Annotated in this window: 15 protein-coding genes; 3 read left to right on the forward strand and 12 right to left on the reverse strand. The window is 71.3% G+C overall.

The window, feature by feature from the left end:
* Positions 1 to 207: 207 nt before the first annotated feature.
* From ACZ7C5_RS34465 to ACZ7C5_RS34505, 9 genes are all read right to left on the reverse strand, one after another.
* Positions 208 to 1,731 carry a CoA-acylating methylmalonate-semialdehyde dehydrogenase gene (locus ACZ7C5_RS34465; RefSeq protein WP_401092204.1) on the reverse strand — a complete coding sequence of 508 codons (1,524 nt, stop codon included), beginning with the start codon at positions 1,729 to 1,731 and terminating at the stop codon, positions 208 to 210.
* Between the two features lie 261 nt (positions 1,732 to 1,992).
* Complete coding sequence (locus ACZ7C5_RS34470; protein ID WP_401092203.1) at positions 1,993 to 2,769, reverse strand: nucleotidyl transferase AbiEii/AbiGii toxin family protein; 777 nt, start codon at positions 2,767 to 2,769, stop codon at positions 1,993 to 1,995.
* A gap of 124 nt (positions 2,770 to 2,893) precedes the next feature.
* A complete protein-coding gene (locus ACZ7C5_RS34475) occupies positions 2,894 to 3,325 on the reverse strand; it encodes a bifunctional DNA primase/polymerase (RefSeq protein WP_401092202.1) in 432 nt (143 codons plus the stop codon).
* A gap of 136 nt (positions 3,326 to 3,461) precedes the next feature.
* Positions 3,462 to 4,856 carry an NAD(P)/FAD-dependent oxidoreductase gene (locus ACZ7C5_RS34480; RefSeq protein WP_401092201.1) on the reverse strand — a complete coding sequence of 465 codons (1,395 nt, stop codon included), beginning with the start codon at positions 4,854 to 4,856 and terminating at the stop codon, positions 3,462 to 3,464.
* Positions 4,857 to 4,919: 63 nt separating this feature from the next.
* Positions 4,920 to 5,723: an ABC transporter permease gene (locus ACZ7C5_RS34485; protein WP_401092200.1), complete on the reverse strand. Its 804-nt coding sequence runs from the start codon at positions 5,721 to 5,723 to the stop codon at positions 4,920 to 4,922.
* A complete protein-coding gene (locus ACZ7C5_RS34490) occupies positions 5,723 to 6,670 on the reverse strand; it encodes an ABC transporter permease (RefSeq protein ID WP_470324204.1) in 948 nt (315 codons plus the stop codon). The genes ACZ7C5_RS34485 and ACZ7C5_RS34490 overlap by 1 nt, the downstream gene beginning before the upstream one ends.
* The gene (locus tag ACZ7C5_RS34495) at positions 6,667 to 7,809 is read right to left on the reverse strand and encodes an ABC transporter ATP-binding protein (RefSeq protein WP_401092198.1); all 1,143 of its coding nucleotides are present in this window, start codon (positions 7,807 to 7,809) and stop codon (positions 6,667 to 6,669) included. Before ACZ7C5_RS34495 ends, ACZ7C5_RS34490 begins: the two co-directional genes overlap by 4 nt.
* Before the next feature lie 40 nt (positions 7,810 to 7,849).
* Positions 7,850 to 9,100, reverse strand: a complete 1,251-nt coding sequence (locus tag ACZ7C5_RS34500; protein WP_401092197.1) for a polyamine ABC transporter substrate-binding protein — start codon at positions 9,098 to 9,100, stop codon at positions 7,850 to 7,852.
* Between the two features lie 54 nt (positions 9,101 to 9,154).
* A complete protein-coding gene (locus ACZ7C5_RS34505; protein ID WP_401092196.1) occupies positions 9,155 to 10,666 on the reverse strand; it encodes a gamma-aminobutyraldehyde dehydrogenase in 1,512 nt (503 codons plus the stop codon).
* Positions 10,667 to 10,920: 254 nt separating this feature from the next.
* Between ACZ7C5_RS34505 and ACZ7C5_RS34510 the strand changes: the two genes are divergently transcribed.
* Positions 10,921 to 12,573: a PucR family transcriptional regulator gene (locus ACZ7C5_RS34510; protein WP_188297090.1), complete on the forward strand. Its 1,653-nt coding sequence runs from the start codon at positions 10,921 to 10,923 to the stop codon at positions 12,571 to 12,573.
* Positions 12,574 to 12,600: 27 nt separating this feature from the next.
* Here ACZ7C5_RS34510 and ACZ7C5_RS34515 read toward each other — a convergent pair whose 3' ends face one another.
* From ACZ7C5_RS34515 to ACZ7C5_RS34525, 3 genes are all read right to left on the reverse strand, one after another.
* Positions 12,601 to 13,803, reverse strand: coding sequence for a polyamine ABC transporter substrate-binding protein (locus ACZ7C5_RS34515; protein ID WP_401092195.1), 1,203 nt, complete (start codon positions 13,801 to 13,803; stop codon positions 12,601 to 12,603).
* A 94-nt stretch (positions 13,804 to 13,897) separates the two neighbouring features.
* Positions 13,898 to 15,256, reverse strand: a complete 1,359-nt coding sequence (locus tag ACZ7C5_RS34520; protein WP_401092194.1) for an aspartate aminotransferase family protein — start codon at positions 15,254 to 15,256, stop codon at positions 13,898 to 13,900.
* Between the two features lie 213 nt (positions 15,257 to 15,469).
* Positions 15,470 to 16,963 carry a gamma-aminobutyraldehyde dehydrogenase gene (locus ACZ7C5_RS34525; protein WP_401092193.1) on the reverse strand — a complete coding sequence of 498 codons (1,494 nt, stop codon included), beginning with the start codon at positions 16,961 to 16,963 and terminating at the stop codon, positions 15,470 to 15,472.
* A 253-nt stretch (positions 16,964 to 17,216) separates the two neighbouring features.
* Between ACZ7C5_RS34525 and ACZ7C5_RS34530 the strand changes: the two genes are divergently transcribed.
* Positions 17,217 to 17,690, forward strand: a complete 474-nt coding sequence (locus tag ACZ7C5_RS34530) for an Lrp/AsnC family transcriptional regulator (RefSeq protein WP_030243538.1) — start codon at positions 17,217 to 17,219, stop codon at positions 17,688 to 17,690.
* The gene (locus ACZ7C5_RS34535; RefSeq protein WP_188297086.1) at positions 17,687 to 19,081 is read left to right on the forward strand and encodes an aspartate aminotransferase family protein; all 1,395 of its coding nucleotides are present in this window, start codon (positions 17,687 to 17,689) and stop codon (positions 19,079 to 19,081) included. The genes ACZ7C5_RS34530 and ACZ7C5_RS34535 overlap by 4 nt, the downstream gene beginning before the upstream one ends.
* Positions 19,082 to 19,163 lie beyond the last annotated feature (82 nt).

Genomic DNA, 19,163 nt, shown 5'->3' on the forward strand with positions numbered 1-19,163 from the left:
GCGGAAAAGCGAAACGACCGGCACGAACCGGAAGTGGTGATTCAAAGGATTGGCCGCCCCGGGACCGTCCGCGCAAACGCGTGTCCGGTGCTCCCAGCCAGGCAGCTCGAAGAACCTTACGCGCTTCTGCGGCCGGATGCAAACGTCGTGCAGAGACGGCCGGCCGGACCCCGGGGAGAGGGGTCCGGCCGGTGGAACCGTGGCAGCTCAGCTGTTGGTGGGGAAGCCCAGGTTGATGCCGCCGTGCGACGGGTCCAGCCAGCGCTGGGTCACGGCCTTGCCCCGGGTGAAGAACTGCACGCCGTCGGATCCGTACGCGTGGGCGTCGCCGAACAGCGAGGCCTTCCAGCCGCCGAAGGAGTAGTAGGCGACCGGGACCGGGATCGGCACGTTGATGCCGACCATGCCGACCTCGACCTCGAACTGGAAGCGCCGGGCCGCGCCGCCGTCGTTGGTGAAGAGGGCGGTGCCGTTGCCGTACGGGTTGGCGTTGATCAGCGCCAGGCCCTCCTCATAGGAGGCGACGCGCACGACCGAGAGGATCGGACCGAAGATCTCGTCGTTGTAGACGGACATGCCGGGCTTCACGTGGTCGAAGAGCGTCGGGCCGAGCCAGAAGCCGTCGGCCGTCGGGGAGCCGTTCTCGTCCTCGGCGGTGACCGGGTGCTTGCGGCCGTCCACCGCGAGCTCAGCGCCGTCGGCGACACCGGACTCGACGTAGGAGGTGACCTTGTCGCGGTGCTGGCCGGTGACCAGCGGGCCCATCTCGGAGTCGCCGTTGCAGCCCGGGCCGACCTTCAGGCCGGCGACCCGCTGCTTGATCTTCTCGACCAGCTCGTCACCGATCGGGTCGACCGCGACCAGCACGGACACCGCCATGCAGCGCTCGCCGGCCGCGCCGAAGCCGGCGTTGACGGCGGCGTCGGCGGCGAGGTCGAGGTCGGCGTCGGGCAGGACCAGCATGTGGTTCTTGGCGCCGCCCAGGGCCTGCACGCGCTTGCCGTAGCGGGTGCCGGTCTCGTAGACGTAGCGGGCGATCGGGGTGGAGCCGACGAAGCTGACCGACTTGATGTCCGGGTGCTCCAGCAGGCGGTCGACGGCCGCCTTGTCGCCGTGCACGACGTTGAACACGCCGTCCGGGAGGCCGGCCTCCTTCCACAGCTCGGCGAGGAAGTTGGCGGCGGACGGGTCCTTCTCCGAGGGCTTCACCACCACGGTGTTGCCGGCCGCGATGGCGATCGGGAAGAACCACATCGGCACCATGGCCGGGAAGTTGAACGGCGAGATGATCGCGACCGGGCCGAGCGGCTGGCGGATCGAGTAGACGTCGACGCCCGTGGAGGCCTGCTCGGTGAAGCCGCCCTTGACCAGCTGCGGGATGCCGCAGGCGTACTCCACGACCTCCAGGCCGCGGGCGATCTCGCCCAGCGCGTCGGAGTGCACCTTGCCGTGCTCCGCCACGATGATCGAGGCCAGCTCGTCGCGGCGGGCGTTCAGCAGCTCGCGGAAGGCGAAGAGCACCGTCGTCCGCTTGGCGATCGACGCGGTGCGCCACCCGGTGAAGGCCGAGGCGGCGGCGGCCACCGCCTGGTCGACCTCGGCGATCCCGGCGAAGTCGACCTGGCCGGCGACCTGGCCGGTGGCCGGGTCGAAGATGTCGCCGCGACGGGGGGCCGCACCGGCGGTGGCGACCGGCTTGCCGCCGATCCAGTGAATGATGTGCTTGCTCAAGGTCCGTCTGCCTCCGAAGTCCCGGGCGGCGTGCTGCCACCGGTCCGGCCTGGCGCCGCCCGCGGGTGGGCCGGGCGACGGAAATTCACGGGGCTACCGCGCTCGTCTCCCAGTCTGGTGGCCGCTTCGGCCAGGCTCAACGAACAGGCTGACGGGGATCGTGGATTCAGCCTTACAGGTCGTCCGGTGGCTCACTCGGACGGCCGCACCCAGCGGTGGGGCGACCCCAGTCCGCCGGGCCGCCCCGGGAGGAGAGCGCTCTCAGGCCTCCTCCCCGGCCTCCGGCTCCTCCAGGTACGGATCGTGCAGCCCGTCCGCCGCCTCCTGGGTCTCCAGCAGGTCCAGCCTCAGGTCCTGCGCCCAGGCCAGCGCCCACCGCTTCCGCTCGTCCACCTCTCCGGCCGGAACGCCCCGGGCGCGGAACCGCCCGTCCGCCGCCTCGGCGAGCGTCTCCAGCCGCTCGGCGAGCGCGGCAGGCTGGAACTCCGGATCCAACTCCCCGGCCAGTGCGAGCAGTTCGCCCTCCCGGTAGCACCGGGTGAGGGCGTGCACGTCGATCAGGTCGCGCGGCATGCCCCGGTCCACGAGCAGCACGGTGGTCAGCGCGCCCGCGTCCTCCAGGGCGACGACCGGCAGCACCACCGGCGGCTCGTCCGGTCCGGGCGCGCCGAGGTCGAGGCGGACCGGACGGTGGCCCAGCGGCTCCTTGCGCAGCTCGACCGAGTGCGACCGGCCGCCCAGTGCCAGCCGGACGGTGAGCTGCTCCAGCCGCGGGGTGCCCGGCCGCTCGACGGCCCCGCCGCCCGCCGCCCGGTACGCCTCACCCAGCGCGGCGGCCACCTCCGGCAGATCGGCGGCGCCGGTCACCAGGGTGAGCCCGTCCTGCGGGCAGGCCGCGACGCCGTGGGCGCGCAGCGCGTGCCCACCGGCCAGGGCGAGGCCGTACCGGTCACAGACCGGTGCGGCGAGCGCGGCCAGGCGCAGCTGGGCCGGTCCCGGGCGAAGGGACGCGTCGACGGCGTGCGGGGCGGTGGTCACGCCTCCAGTCTGACGCGACCGCCCGGCCCGCGCGCCGTCGTCGCCCGCCCTCACCGAACGCCACCGTCGCCCGCCGGCTCCCGCCCGCCCGGGCTCACCCGGCCTCACCGGGCTTCACCGGACCTCACCAGCCGCTGAGCCTCGCGGCCGCCTCGTGCAGGGCGAGTTCCAGCAGCATCGGGTCGGTGAGCCGCCCGGACCCGTCGGGCGGGACCAGCCAGCGCACGCCCCGGCTGCTGCGCTCGGGGTGCGGGACGACGATCCAGGTGCCCTCCCCCGAACTGCGCACTCCGGTGCCGATCCAGCGGGAGGCGGTGCCGACGGGCACCAGGAAGTTGACGTGCTCGCCCCCGAAGTCGGTGAGGACCGGCCCGCGGGTGCGCGGGTCCAGGACCTCCAGGGCCGGGCGCCCGAGCCGTCCGGGGACGGAGAGGACGTCCCAGCGCCGGCCGGCCGGCAGCAGCATCAGGCCCAGCCCGGTGCGCTCCCACTGCTCCCGGAAGGACTCCGGGTCCGGTGCCACCTGGGCGAGCCAGTGCAGTCCGGTGGTCTCCATAGTCGTGTCCCCGCTTCTTGCCGTTCGTCCTGTTCGGAGACGGCGGGAAGACCGAGACCCGCCGTCACCAAGGAGAGGCGGACGGCGGGTCCCGATTACACGACTACGGAGCACCCGACCGGGGGACTTTCACGCGTCAGCTGTCGAAGCCCAGCCCCAGCCGGTCGAGGGTGCGCAGCCAGAGGTTGCGGTGGCCGCCGGTGCGGTCCGCCCGTTCCAGGGACCGGGTGGTGAGTTCGATCCCGGCCCAGCGCACCGGCTCGGGCGGGAACGGCAGCGGCTTGCTGCGCACCATGTCCAGCGAGGTGCGCTCGGTGCGCTCCCCGGCGAGCAGGTCGAGCATCACCTCGGCGCCGAAGCGGGTCGCGCCGACGCCGAGCCCGGTGTAGCCGACCGCGTACGCGACCTTGCCCCGGTAGCCGGTGTCGAAGAAGGCGGAGAACCGGCTGCAGGTGTCGATCGCGCCGCCCCAGGCGTGGCTGAAGCGCAGGCCCTCCAGCTGCGGGAAGCAACGGAAGAAGTGGTTGGCCAGGGTGCGGAAGGTCTCCGGCCGCTGGTCGTACTCGTGCCGGACGTGGCCGCCGAAGTGGTAGACCGCGTCGTAGCCGCCCCAGAGGATCCGGTTGTCGGCGGAGAGCCGGAAGTAGTGGAACTTGTTGGCGCTGTCGCCGAGGCCCTGCCGTCCGCGCCAGCCGATCGAGGCGAGCTGCTCGTCGCTGAGCGGCTCGGTCATCAGCGCGTAGTCGTACACCGGGACGATGTACGGGCGGACCCGCTTGAGCAGGGACGGGAACACGTTGGTGCCGAGCGCGACCTTGCGGGCGAGGACCCGGCCGTACGGGGTGCGGACGGCCATGCCGCTGCCGTGCTCCCGCAGGTCGGTGGCCCTGGTGTGCTCGAAGATCCGCACGCCCTGGCCCAGGCAGGCGTCCTTGAGGCCCCAGGCGAGCTTGGCGGGGTGGACCATCGCCACGCCCTCCTTGTCCCAGAGGCCGCCGAGGAAGGTCGGCGAGTCCACCTCGGCGCGCAGCTGGTCGGCGTCCAGGACGGTGATGTCGAAGCCGTACCGGGCGACCGCCTCGGCGATCTCGTGGAGTTCCTCGACCTGGTGGGGCTGGGTGGCGACGTCGATCTCGCCGGTGCGCTCCCACTCGGCGTCGATGCCGTAGCGCTTGAGGGTGGCCTCGATGCCGTCGAGGTTGGCTGCACCGAGCCGCTCCAGCTGGGCCAGCTCGGACGGCCAGCGGTCCAGGCCGTTGCCGAAGCCGTGGGTGAGGCTGGCCGCACAGAACCCGCCGTTGCGCCCGGACGCGGCCCACCCGACCTCGTTGCCCTCGACCAGCACGACGTCCAGCGAGGGGTCGCGCTCCTTGGCGATGAGGGCGGTCCACAGGCCGGAGTAGCCGCCGCCGACGACCAGCAGGTCGCAGGTGGTGTCGCCGACCAGGGCGGGCAGCGCCGCCGGCCGGCCGGGATCCTCCAGCCAGAAGGGGGTGGGCCTGGCGTCACTGAGCGCGCGGGCGGAGTCCATGCATTATCAGCCACTTTCTAGGAATAGATGACGGTTTCGCGTGTCACCGCTGCCGACCGTACGTCAGGCGGCGGCCTTCCGGCGGTTGCCCAGCCACTGGCCCCCGACGGTCAGCAGGACGGCGGCGAGGAACATCGCCGTGCCGATGACGTTCACCTGCACCGGGATGCCGCGCTGCGAGGCGCCCCAGACGAACATCGGGAAGGTGACCGTGGTCGGGCCCGAGTTGAACTGGGTGATGATGAAGTCGTCGAAGGAGAGCGCGAAGCTGAGCAGCGCGCCCGCCGCGATCCCGGGCGCCGCCAGCGGCAGGGTGACCCTCAGGAAGGTCTGGGTGGGGGTCGCGTAGAGGTCCTGGGCGGCCTGTTCGAGCCTCGGGTCCATGCTCATCACGCGCGCCTTGACCGCCGTCACCACGAAGCTGAGGCAGAACATGATGTGCGCGATGAGGATGGTGGTGAAGCCGAACGGGATGCGCATGTTGAGGAAGAGCGTCCCGAGCGAGGCGGCCATGACCACCTCGGGCATGGCCATCGGCAGGAAGATCATCGCGGTGGTGGCCGAGCGGCCGCGGAAGCGGTGGCGGGCCAGCGCGAAGGCGACCATGGTGCCGAGCACGGTGGCGCCGATGGTGGCGAGCACCGCGATCCGCAGGCTGAGCGAGAGCGACTGGCACATGTCGGCCACGCCGCAGGGGTTCGTCCAGGCGTCGGTGGAGAACTCGTTCCACTCGTAGTTGAACTTGCCCACCGGCTTGTTGAACGAGAAGGCGAGCACGACCAGGTTGGGCAGCACCAGGTAGGCGAGGGCCAGCAGGCCGGCCAGCACCACCAGGTGGGCGCGGATCCACTTGAACATCCGGGACATCAGACCAGATCCTCCGTCCCGGCCTTGCGCATGTAGACCGTCACCATGCCCAGGATGAGGGCCATCAGGATGAAGCTCAGCGCGGCCGCCGTGGGGTAGTCGAGCACGTTCAGGAACTGCTTCTGGATGCCGTTGCCGACCATCTGCTCGCTCGGCGAGCCCAGCAGCTGGGCGTTGATGTAGTCGCCGGAGGCGGGGATGAAGGTCAGCAGGGTGCCCGCGACCACGCCCGGCAGCGAGATCGGGAAGGTGACCTTGCGGAAGGTGGTGAACGGCCGGGCGTAGAGGTCGCCGGCCGCCTCGTGCAGGCGCGGGTCGATCCGCTCCAGCGAGGTGTACAGCGGCAGGATCATGAACGGCAGGAAGTTGTACGTCAGACCGCAGACCACCGCGAGCGGCGTGGCCAGCACCCGGTCGCCCGAGGTGAGGCCGAGCAGGTTGGTGACGTCCAGGACGTGCAGCGCGTCCAGCGCGCCGACCACCGGGCCGCCGTCGGACAGGATGGTCTTCCAGGCCAGCGTGCGGATCAGGAAGCTGGTGAAGAACGGCGCGATGACCAGGATCAGGATGACGTTGCGCCAACGCTTGCTCGCCTTGAAGGCGATCGTGTACGCGAGCGGGTAGCCGACGGCCAGGCAGAGCACGGTGGCGACGGCCGCGTACGAGAACGAGCGCAGGAAGTGCCACCTGTACTCGACCAGGGCGTCCCAGTAGGTCGAGAAGTGCCAGGTGACCTTGAAGCCCTCTTCGAGCGAGCCGGTCTGCAGCGACGTCGACCCCTGGTAGAGCATCGGGACGGCGAAGAAGACGACCAGCCAGGCGATGCCGGGCAGCAGCAGCCAGTACGGGGTGAGCCTGCGCCTCGGCTTCGGCGACGCGGGTTCCGCCAGGGGGCCGCCGTCGGGGGGTACCGGCTGCGGCGGCGCGGCCGCGGTGGTGGCGGTCATGCGGCCTCCTCCGCGGTGCCCGCGTCGATCGCCTGCGCGGCGTCCAGGGCGAAGGAGTGCGCGGGGTTCCAGTGCAGCAGGACGGGGGCGCCGGGGACGACCCGGGCGTCGCGCTCCATGTTCTGCTCGAAGACGGTGACCTCCTGGCCGCCGTCGGTGCGCACCACGTACTGGGTGGAGACGCCGATGAAGCTGGAGTCGAGCACCGTGCCGGCCAGCCGGTTGCGGCCGTCGGCGACCTGCTCGGAGGCGTGGCTGATGGTGATCTTCTCCGGGCGCACGCCCAGGTGGACGCGCTTGGCGTCGGTGGCGCAGCGCGCCTTCGGCACCGCGAGCCGGGCGCCGGCCGCGCTGAGCAGCAGGTCGCCGCCCTCGGTGCCGGTGACCTCGGCGGGCAGCAGGTTGGACTGGCCGAGGAAGTTGGCCACGAAGGTGGTGGCGGGGTTCTCGTACAGCTCGGCGGGCGCGCCCAGCTGCTCGACCCGGCCGCCGTTCATCACCGCGATGGTGTCGGCCATGGTCATGGCCTCCTCCTGGTCGTGGGTGACGTGCACGAAGGTGATGCCGACCTCGGTCTGGATCCGCTTGAGCTCCAGCTGCATCTGGCGGCGGAGCTTGAGGTCGAGCGCACCGAGCGGCTCGTCCAGGAGCAGCACCTGCGGGTGGTTGATCAGTGCGCGGGCGACCGCGACGCGCTGCTGCTGGCCGCCGGAGAGCTGGTGCGGCTTGCGCCGGGCGTACTGGCCGAGTTCGACCAGCTCCAGCATGTCGTCGACCTGCTTCCTGACGTCCTTCCTGCCGCGCCGGCGCAGGCCGAAGGCGACGTTCTCGAAGATGTCCAGGTGCGGGAAGAGCGCGTAGCTCTGGAAGACGGTGTTCACCGGCCGCTTGTACGGGGGCAGGGCGGTGACGTCCTGGCCGCCGATCAGGACGGTGCCGCTGGTGGGCTCCTCCAGGCCGGCGATCACGCGCAGGGTGGTGGTCTTGCCGCAGCCGGAGGCGCCGAGCAGGGCGAAGAACGATCCCTGCGGGACGGTCAGGTCGAGCGGGTGGACGGCGGTGAAGGAGCCGTAGGTCTTGCCGATGCCGGTGAGCCGGACGTCGCCGCCGACGGCCGTGTCACGCTGCTGGTCTGTCATGGCGTGGTGTCTTCCTGGGTTTCTCTGCCGGGAGTGGGGGTCAGGCGCCGATGAGCTTGGAGAACTTCTGCTCGAAGTCGCTCTCCTCGCTCTCGGAGAGCGTGCGGAACACGTGCGCCTTGACCGCCATCTCGGGGGTGGGTACGACCAGCGGGTTGGCCGCGGTGTCCGGAGCGATGCCGACGAGCTCGTCCTTCATCCCGGTGACGGCGGAGACGAAGCCGATGCCCGCGACCAGCTGCGCCGCGATCTTCGGCTGGTAGTAGAAGTCGATCAGCTTCTCCGCGTTCGTCTTGTGCCGCGCCTTGGCCGGGACCAGCATGTTGTCGGTCGAGGCGATGTAGCCCTTCTCCGGGATCACGAACTCGATGTCCGGGTTGTCGGCGCGCAGCTGGATCAGGTCACCGCCCCAGGCGACGCAGGCCGCGATGTCGCCCGCGGAGAGCTCCTGGCCGTAGTCGTTGCCGGTGAAGCGGCGGATCTGCTTGCTGTCGACGGCCTTCTGGAGGCGGGCGACCGCGCCGTCGTAGTCGTCGGCGGTGAACCTGGTGACGTCCTTGCCCTGGTCCAGCAGGACCATCCCGACGGAGTCGCGCATCTCGGAGAGGAAGGTGACCCGGCCCTTGAGGTCGGGGTCGTCCAGCAGCTGGGAGACGCTGGTGACCTCCTTGCCCCTGGTCGCCTTCCGGTTGTACGCGACGACGGTCTGGATGCCGGCCCACGGGTAGGTGTAGAGCCGGCCCGGGTCCCAGTCGGGGGCGCGGAAGCGCGACTCGATGGTGGTGATCGCGGTGGTGACGTTCGCCGGGCTGAGCTTCTGCGCCCAGCCGAGCCGGATCAGCCGGGCGGCCATCCAGTCGGTGAGCACCACCAGGTCGCGGCCGGTGTCCTGGCCGGAGGCGAGCTGCGGCTTGATCTTGCCGAAGAACTCGACGTTGTCGTTGACGTCCTCGGTGTACCTGACCTTGATCCCGGTGGCCTCGGTGAAGGCCTCCAGGGTGCCGTGCTTCTCCTTGTCCTTCTCGTCCGCGTCCACGTACAGCGGCCAGTTGGAGAAGGCGACCTCCTTCTGCGTCTCCGAACGGTCCTCGGCGGCGTTCGCGGTCGAGTCGCCGCTCACCCGGGGGGCCGCCGGGATGCCGCAGGCGGCCAGGGTGCCCGCTCCCGCGGCCAGCCCGGCGGCGCGCAGCAGGGTGCGGCGGCCGAGCGCGGCCCGACCGCTGGTCAGACTGCGTTCCCAGGCCCTTCGGACCGGTTCGGGCAGACCGTCGGTGAGCTCGTTGAACGCCATGGAACGGGCCTCCTGGAGGAGAGGGGGTGTGGGGGCACCCGCTGGGGCCGGGGGTTATCTGTCTCCGAAGACGGTGCGGTGCCAGTCCTTGCGGGCCACCGCCGTGGTGTCGAACATGACGTGCTTGACCTGGGTGTACTCGTCCAGCGAGTACTGGGACATGTCCTTGCCGTAGCCGGACGCCTTGTAGCCGCCGTGCGGCATCTCGCTGATGATCGGGATGTGGTCGTTGACCCAGACGCAGCCGGCCGCGATCTCCCTGGTCGCGCGCAGCGAGCGGTGCACGTTGCTCGTCCAGGCGGAGGCGGCCAGGCCGTACGGGGTGTCGTTGGCCAGCCGCAGGCCCTCGTCGTCGCCGTCGAAGGGCAGCACGGCGAGCACCGGGCCGAAGATCTCGCCCTGCACGACCTCGCTGTCCTGGGCCGCGCCGGTGATCAGGGTGGGCGGGAAGTACGCGCCCCGGGTGAGGTCGGTGCCGTCGTGGCCCGTCTCCGGGACCCGGCCGCCGGTGACCACGGTGGCGTACGAGCGGGCGCGCTCCACGAAGCCGGCCACCCGGTCCCGGTGGGCGTAGGAGACCAGCGGGCCGAGGTCGGTGTGCGGGTTCAGCGGGTCGCCGGTCCGGATCGCCGCGTACAGCTCGGCCACCCCGGCCACGAAGGCGTCGTAGAGCGGGCGCTGGACGTAGGCGCGGGTGGCGGCGGTGCAGTCCTGTCCGCCGTTGATCAGCGAGGCGGCGACCGCGCCGTGCACCGCGGCGTCCAGGTCCGCGTCGTCGAAGACCACGAACGGGGCCTTGCCGCCGAGTTCCAGGTGGGTGCGCTTGACGCTCGCGGTGGCGATCTCGGCGACCCGCCTGCCGACGCCGGTGGAGCCGGTGAAGGAGACCATCGCGACGTCCGGGTGCCCGACCAGGTGCTCGCCCGCGGTGCGCCCGGCGCCGGTGACCACGTTGACCACGCCGTCCGGGATGCCCGCGGCGGTGCAGGCCCGGGCGAACATCAGCGAGGTGAGCGGGGTCAGTTCGGCCGGCTTGAGCACGATGGTGTTGCCCGCGGCGATCGCCGGGAGGATCTTCCAGGCGGCCATCTGCAGCGGGTAGTTCCACGGCGAGATCGAGCCGACCACGCCCACCGCCTCGCGCCGCACGTACGAGGTGTGGTCGCCGGAGTACTCGCCGGCCGCCTTGCCCTCCAGGTTGCGGGCCGCGCCGGCGAAGAAGGCGGCGTTGTCGACGGTGCCCGGCACGTCGAACTCGGTGGCCAGCCTGACCGGCTTGCCGGTCTGTGCCGTCTCCACCCGGGCCAGGTCGTCGGCGGCGTCGGCCAGGACGGCGGCCAGCCTGGTCAGCGCCTCGGAGCGCGCGCCGGGGGTGGCCGAGGACCAGCCGGGCAGGGCGGCCTTCGCGGCGGCGACGGCGGTGTCCACGTCCTCGGTGGTGGCCAGCGCGACCTGCTCGACCACACTGCCGTCGGCGGGGTTGACGACCTGGAAGGGTTCGCCGCTCCCCCGGGTCTGGCGGCCCGCGATGTACTGCGCGCCCGGGCCGAAGTCGGTCAGGTCCATCTGATTCCTCCAAGTGCCGTGGTTCGACCGCTGCGGGGTCACGCGTCCGCGGTGGGGGTCTGCGGTCCCGCTGACCTTGCCTGCTGCGGGGCCGGGGTGACAAGGGTCACTCCGACAGTCTCGGCACGAAGGGCCTTACAGGGTGCAAGGGTGCGCGCAGGGCAACAGGTCGTCGGGGGGATGGATGATTTACCTGACACCCTGATCCCCCGGAGCCTCCCGTTCCGGTTTCCCACCGCCCCCGGAGGCCCGCGATGCTCCCCACCGTCGCCCGAGTCCTCGACCTGGACGTGATGCGGCGCGGCCTGCCCCAGGTGGTGGCCGGCGCCGACCACCTGGAGCGGCCGGTCCGCTGGGTCCACGTCAGCGAGCTGCCGGACGTCGCCGGGATGCTCCGCGGCGGCGAGCTGGTGCTGACCACCGGCATCGCGCTGCCCGAGGACCGCGAGGGCCTCGCCCGCTACGTCCGCGAGCTGGACGACGTCGGGGTGGCCGGCCTGGTCGTCGAGTTCGGGCGGCGCTACTTCGACTCGCTCCCCCGCGCCCTGGTCAACGCCGCCGAGCAGCGCGGACTGCCGCTGATCACGCTCCGCCGCGAGCTGCGCTTCGTCGCCGTCACCGAGGCCGTGCACGCCCTGGTGGTCAACGCCCAGCTGGAACAGCTGCGGGCCTCCGAATCCGTCCACCAGGTCTTCAACGAGCTGGTCGTGGAGGGCGCCGAACCGCCCGAGGTGATCCGCCAGGTGGCCCGGATGGCCGGCGGCCCCGTCATCCTGGAGAACCTGGCCCACCAGGTGCTCGCCCACGACACCGCCGGACGCCCGGAGGCCGAGGTGCTGGAGGACTGGGAGCGCCGCTCGCGCGGGGTCCGGCCGGCCGGCCGCACCGGCCACGACCCGCGCAGCGGCTGGCTGGTCACCACCGTCGGTGCCCGCGGCCAGGACTGGGGCCGGCTGGTGCTGGTGCAGGAGCCGGGACCACTGCCCGAGGGTGAGGCCCACCCGCACACCATGCTGCTGGAGCGCGGCGCCTCCGCGCTGGCGCTCAACCGGCTGGTGGTCCGCGACCGGGAGAGCCTGGAGCGGCAGACCCACCGCACCCTGCTCTCCGGCATCCTCACCCACGCGCTGACCGTCTCCGAGGCGGCGCTGCGCGCCCAGGCCCTCGGCGTCCCGCTGGAGGGCCGCCGGCTGGTCGGCGTGGTGCTGCGCCAGCGGCGCGGGCCGATCCCGGCCGCGCTGGAGGCGCAGGCCAGGCTGCGGGACTTCACCGAGCTGGCCGCCGGCGCGGCCCGGGCCTGCCGGCTGTCCGCCCTGGTCGGCGCGCTGGACGACGAGGCCGTCGGCCTGCTGGTCACGCTCGGCACCCAGCAGGACGAGCACGCCGCGCTGGACGCCCTCTCGGCCGCGCTGCGCCGGATGTCGGCCGAGTCCGGACGGGAGGGCGCCGACCCGGCCGGCCCGGTGGTCGCGGTCGGCTCCTCGGTCGGCTCGGTGCGCGACGCCCGGCGGACCCTGCTGGAGGCCACCCAGGTCGCCGACGCCGCCCTGCACGACGCGCCCGGCGGCCGCAGCTCCTCCTACTACCGGCTGCCGGACGTCCGGCTGCGCGGCCTGCTCCACCTGCTGCGCGACGACGCCCGGCTGCAGACCTACGTGGAACGGGAGTTGGGCCCGCTGCTGGCCCACGACGCCGAGCACAACGGCCAGTTGGTGCAGATGCTGCGGATCTACCTGGAGCAGGGCCGGAACAAGTCGGCCGCGGCGGACGCCGCGCACCTGTCCCGGCCGTCCTTCTACGACCGGCTGCACAAGGTCGAGCGGATCCTCGGGGTCGACCTCGACCAGGTGGAGTCCTGCCTCTCCCTGCACGTGGCGCTGCTCGCCCTGGACGCCGTACGGCGCTGAGGCCCGCGCCTCGCACCCCAGCAGCTTTCACACCCCGGTGATGCGCCCCCAGACCTTGTGCAGCTCGGGCCGCTCCGCCGAGGTGACGTCGCGCATGGTGCGCAGCCGGGCGCGCATCTCCTCGGTCGGGAAGACCAGCGGGTTCTCGGCGAGTTCGGCCTTCTCCTTGTCGCCGCTGGCCGCCAGCACCTCGCGGGCGGCCGGCACCGGGCAGATGTACTGGACGAACGCGGCGAGTTCGGCGGCCACCTCGGGCTGGTAGTAGTGGTCGATCAGCAGCTCGGCGTTGCGCTTGTGGGCGGCCCGGTTGGGGATCATCAGGCTCTCCGCCCACAGCTCGCCGCCCTCCTCCGGCACCACGAACTCGATGTCCGGGTTCTCGGCGGTGAGCTGGACGGCGTCGCCGGAGTAGGCCTGGCAGGCGATCGCCGCGCCGGAGGCGAGGTCGCTGGTGTAGTCGTTGCCGGTGAAGCGCCGGACGTGGCCGCTGTCGACGACCTTCTGCACCAGGTCCATCGCCTTGTGGGCGTCGTCGTCGCTGAACTCCGCGATGTCCGCGCCCTGGGAGAGCATCAGCAGCCCGAGCGCCTCGTCGAGCCCGGCGAACAGCGTGACCCGGCCCTTGAGGTCGGGGGCCCACAGGTCCTCGGTGGACCTGATCTCCCGGCCGAGCGCCTTGCGGTTGTAGGCGATGCCGGTGATCCCGGACTGCCACGGCACGCTGCGCCGGCGACCGGGGTCGAAGGACGGGTCGGTGAGCTGCGGGTCCAGGTTGGCCGTCACGTTGGGCAGGTTGGCCCGGTCCATCGCCTGCACCCAGCCCAGCGAGACGTACCGCCCGGCCATCCAGTCGCTGATCACCATCAGGTCCCGGCCGGGGGCGGCACCCTGGGTGAGCACCGGGCTGATCTTGCCGAAGAACTCGTCGTTGTCGTTGATGTCCTCGGTGTAGGTGACCGCGATCCCGGTCTTCTCCCTGAAGGCGTCCAGGGTCGGGCGCCCGCCCTCGTCGTCGGTGTCGATGTACTGCGTCCAGTTGGAGAAGGCGAGCCGCCTGTCGCTCTCCGAGCGGTCCGGCGCCGAGCGGCGGTCCTCGGCCACGTACGCGGACGGGATGCCGCAGCCGGTGAGCGTGCCCGCGCCGAGCAGCGCGGCCCCGCCGAGCACGGAACGCCGGCGCACTGCCGGGGAGTCGGACGGACGGCGGGTCAGGGTGGAGCTGCTGGGCATGGCGGGGGCCTTCCGGAGCGTGGGACGGCCCCGGACACACACACGCGCGGGTGTCCGGGGCCGTCCTGGGAGGTACGTCGTCCTGGTCGGTACGTCAGACGGTGTGGGCGTCGGTGAGCGTCAGCACCTCGTCCAGCACCGCGAGGCCGGCCTTGGCCTCCTCCTCGGTGACGGTGCACGGCGGGACGACGTGGAAGCGGTTCATGTTGACGAACGGCCAGAGCCCGCGCTGCTTGCAGGCGGCGGCCAGCTCGCCCATCGGCGCGTTGTCGGCACCGGCCGCGTTGTACGGGACCATCGGCTCGCGGGTCTCCCGGTCCCTCACCAGGTCGAGCGCCCAGAACACCCCGAGGCCGCGGACCTCGCCGATCGACGGGTGCCGCTCGGCCAGCTCGCGCAGGCCGGGGCCGAGCACGGTCTCGCCGATGTGCTTGGCGTTCTCGACGATGCCCTCCTCCGCCATGGTGGTGATGGTCGCCACCGCGGAGGCGCAGGCCAGCGGGTGGCCGGAGTAGGTGAGCCCGCCGGGGAAGGCCCGCTCGGCGAAGGTGGCCGCGATCTCGCCGCTGATCGCCACGCCGCCCAGCGGCACGTAGCCCGAGTTGACGCCCTTGGCGAAGGTGAGCAGGTCCGGGGTGACGCCCCAGTTGTCGGCGGCGAACCACTCTCCGGTGCGGCCGAAGCCCGCCATCACCTCGTCCAGGATGAACACGATCCCGTGGCGGTCGCAGATCTCCCGCACCCCGGCCAGGTAGCCGGCCGGCGGGACCAGGACGCCCGCGGTGCCCACCACGGTCTCCAGGATGATCGCCGCGACGGTGGCAGGCCCCTCGAACGCGATCACCTGCTCCAGGTGCTCCAGCGCGCGCTCGCACTCCTGCGCCTCGTTCTCGGCGTGGAAGTTGGAGCGGTAGGGGTACGGCCCCCAGAAGTGCACCACCCCGGAGACGCCGGTCTCGTTGGGCCAGCGCCGCGGGTCGCCGGTGAGGGCGATCGCGTTCGCGGTGGCGCCGTGGTACGAGCGGTAGGTGGACAGCACCTTCTGCCGGCCGGTGTGCAGCCGGGCCATCCGGATGGCGTTCTCGTTGGCCTCGGCGCCGCCGTTGGTGAAGAAGATCTTGTCCAGGTCGCCGGGGGTGCGCTCGGCGATCAGCCGGGCGGCCTCGCTGCGCGACTCGACCGCGAAGCCGGGCGCGATGGTGCAGAGCTTCGCCGCCTGCTCCTGGATCGCGGCGACCACCCTCGGGTGCTGGTGCCCGATGTTGGTGTTGACCAGCTGCGAGGAGAAGTCGAGGTAGCGGTTGCCGTCGTAGTCCCAGAAGTACGAGCCCTCGGCGCCGGCCACCGCGAGGGGGTCGATCAGCGCCTGGGCGGACCACGAGTGGAAGACGTGCGCACGGTCGGCGGCCTTGACCGCCTGGCCGGCGGCGGGGTCAGCGGTGGGGATGCTCATGCCGGTAAGGCTAGGACGGCCCGTCCCCGAAGGGCAGTTCCATCGTGTCAGCCGGTCGCGCCAACCGTCGACAGGGTGCAAAGGGACAGGGCCCGGGTCGACAAGACCCGGGCCCACTGTCGCATCAGCCGACCATCAGATCGCGGTCATCCTGCGCCCCATGGCCATGACCCGCTAGATCGCGGTCATCCTGCGCTCAATGGCCATGACTCGCTAGATCGCGGTCATGACGTGCTTCACCCGGGTGTAGTCCTCGAAGCCGTACGCCGACAGGTCCTTGCCGTAGCCGGACTTCTTGAAGCCGCCGTGCGGCATCTCGGCGACCAGCGGGATGTGGGTGTTGATCCAGACGCAGCCGAAGTCCAGGCGGCGCGACATCCGCATGGCGCGGGCGTGGTCCTTGGTCCACACCGAGGAGGCCAGCGCGAACTCGACGCCGTTGGCGTACTCGACGGCCTGGTCCTCGTCGGTGAACTTCTGCACGGTGATGACCGGGCCGAAGACCTCGTTCTGGATGATCTCGTCGTCCTGGTTCAGGCCGGAGACGACGGTCGGGGCGTAGAAGTAGCCCTTGTCGCCGACCCGGTGGCCACCGGCCTCGACCTTGGCGTGGGCGGGCAGCCGCTCGATGAAGCCGGAGACCTGCTTCAGCTGGTTGGCGTTGTTCAGCGGGCCGTACAGCACGTCCTCGTCGTCCACGCCGCCGGTCTTGGTCTCGGCCGCGGCCTTGGCCAGCGCCTCGACGAAGGCGTCGTGGATCGACTCGTGCACCAGCACGCGGGTGGCGGCGGTGCAGTCCTGGCCGGCGTTGAAGTAGCCCGCCACCGAGATGCCCTCGACGGCCTCGGCGATGTCGGCGTCCTCGAAGACCACGACCGGGGCCTTGCCGCCCAGCTCCAGGTGGACGCGCTTGACGTCCTTGGAGGCCGACTCGGCGACCGAGATGCCGGCGCGCACCGAGCCGGTGATGGAGGCCATCGCCGGAGTCTTGTGCTCGACCATCAGCTTGCCGGTCTCGCGGTCGCCGCAGATGACGTTGAAGACGCCGGCCGGCAGCTCCAGGTCCTTGAGGACGCCGCCGATGATCTCGGCCAGCAGCACGGTGGAGGCCGGGGTGGTGTCCGACGGCTTCAGCACGACGGCGTTGCCCGCGGCGATGGCCGGGGCGAACTTCCAGACGGCCATCATCATCGGGTAGTTCCACGGCGCGACCTGGGCACAGACGCCGACCGGCTCGCGGCGGATGATCGAGGTCATCCCGTCCATGTACTCGCCGGCGGCCTTGCCCTCCAGCAGGCGGGCGGCACCGGCGAAGAAGCGGATCTGGTCCACCATCGGACCGATCTCCTCGGAGAGGGTCATCGCGCGGGGCTTGCCGGTGTTGCGCACCTCGGTGTCGACGATCTCGTCGGCCCGGGCCTCGACCGCGTCGGCGATCTTCAGCAGCAGCTTCTGCCGGGTGCTCGGGGTGGAGTCGCGCCAGATCGGGAACGCAGCCGCGGCGGAGGCCATGGCCGCGTCGACATCGGCGGCGCCGGACAGCGGCGACGTCGCGTACGCCTCGCCGGTGGTCGGGTCGACGATGTCGAGCGTGCGGCCGTCGGCCGCGTCGACGAACTCACCGTTGATGTAGTTGCGCAGCGTGCGAAGGTCGCTCACGGGTCTCTCCTCGGTCTGGGCCTGCGGCGTTGCAGATTCCGGCGCCATGGTACGTCGGCGGATACGGCATACGAAGGGTGCCGCCGAGTGGCCGCGTCCGGAGCGACGCGGTCCACTGGTGGCGGTATGTGCGCCGCCCCTCGGGGTCGCGCGCGTACCGTGTCAGGGTAGCCGCACGACTGCTGGTATCGACAGACCGAGTGCGCTTGGGCGATGAAATCCGCATGTGTTTTCCAAGATCACAACGAAATCAGCAGCTTCCTCGCTTGCGAACACGAGAGCGATCAGGCACAGTGGCCGCGTGGCCAACCGCGACCGGAACGCCAGCGTTCCCCTCGACGCCGCCTCCAAGGCGATCATCGAGCAGCTCCAGGAGGACGGGCGCCGCCCGTACGCCGCCATCGGCAAGGCCGTCGGCCTGTCCGAGGCGGCCGTGCGGCAGCGCGTCCAGAAGCTGCTCGACCAGGGCGTGATGCAGATCGTCGCCGTCACGGACCCGCTCACCGTCGGCTTCACCCGCCAGGCGATGGTCGGCATCCGGGTCGAGGGTGACATCGAGCCCGTCGCCGACGCGCTGGCCGCCCTCGACGAGGTCGACTACGTCGTCTGCACCGCAGGCTCGTTCGACCTCCTGGCCGAACTGGTCTGCGAGGACGACGAGCACCTGCTCGAACTGATCAACAAGCGCATCCGCGCCCTTCCCGGCGTGCGGAGCACCGAGAGCTTCGTTTACCTGAAGCTCCGGAAACAGACCTACACCTGGGGCACCCGATGACAGCCGACCCGGCGCAGAAGGACCTTTCCAAGACCGCCTACGACCACCTGTGGATGCACTTCACCCGCATGTCGTCGTACGAGAACTCCCCCGTGCCGACGATCGTCAAGGGCGAGGGCACCTACGTCTGGGACGACAAGGGGCGCAAGTACCTCGACGGCCTCGCCGGCCTGTTCGTCGTGCAGGCCGGCCACGGCCGCGAGGAGCTCGCCGAGGCCGCCGCCAAGCAGGCCAAGGAGCTCGCCTTCTTCCCGGTGTGGAGCTACGCCCACCCGAAGGCCGTCGAGCTGGCCGAGCGTCTGGCCAACTACGCCCCGGGCGACCTGAACAAGGTCTTCTTCTCCACCGGCGGCGGCGAGGCCGTCGAGACCGCCTGGAAGCTCGCCAAGCAGTACTTCAAGCTGACCGGCAAGCCGACCAAGTACAAGGTCATCTCGCGCGCCGTCGCCTACCACGGCACCCCGCAGGGCGCGCTGTCGATCACCGGCCTGCCGGGCCTGAAGGCCCCGTTCGAGCCGCTGGTGCCGGGCACCCACAAGGCCCCGAACACCAACATCTACCGCGCCCCGGCCTTCCTCGAGGGCCCGGACGGCACGGTCGACCCCGAGGCCTACGGCCGCTGGTGCGCCGACGAGATCGAGGTGGCCATCCTCAACGAGGGCGCCGAGACCGTCGCCGCCGTCTTCGTCGAGCCGGTACAGAACGCCGGTGGCTGCTTCCCGCCGCCGCCCGGGTACTTCCAGCGCCTGCGCGAGATCTGCGACCGCCACGACGTGCTGCTGGTCTCGGACGAGGTCATCTGCGCCTTCGGCCGCCTCGGCACCATGTTCGGCGCCGACAAGTTCGGCTACCAGCCCGACATGATCACCTGCGCCAAGGGCATGACCTCGGGTTACTCCCCGATCGGCGCCACGATCATCTCGGACCGCCTGGCCGAGCCGTTCTACAAGGGTGACAACACCTTCCTGCACGGCTACACCTTCGGTGGCCACCCGGTCTCCTCCGCGGTGGCGCTGGCCAACCTCGACATCTTCGAGCGCGAGGGCCTGAACCAGAAGGTCCTCGACAACGAGTCCGCCTTCCTGGGCACCCTGAACAAGCTGCGTGACCTGCCGATCGTCGGCGACGTCCGCGGCAACGGGTACTTCTACGGCATCGAGCTCGTGAAGGACAAGGTCACCAAGGAGTCGTTCAACGACGACGAGGTCGAGCGCGTGCTCTACGGCTTCCTGTCGAAGGCGCTCTTCGACAACGGCCTGTACTGCCGCGCCGACGACCGTGGCGACCCGGTCATCCAGCTGGCCCCGCCGCTGATCTCCGACCAGTCGACCTTCGACGAGATCGAGCAGATCCTGCGGACCAGCCTGACCGACGCGTGGGCGAAGATCTGACCCCCTGATCCTTCTTCCCCACCCTCCGCCGAAGGGCGGTCCCGCTCCCCGCGGGGCCGCCCTTCGGCGTCTCCGGGCCCGC

Source organism: Kitasatospora sp. NPDC036993, from assembly GCF_055607525.1.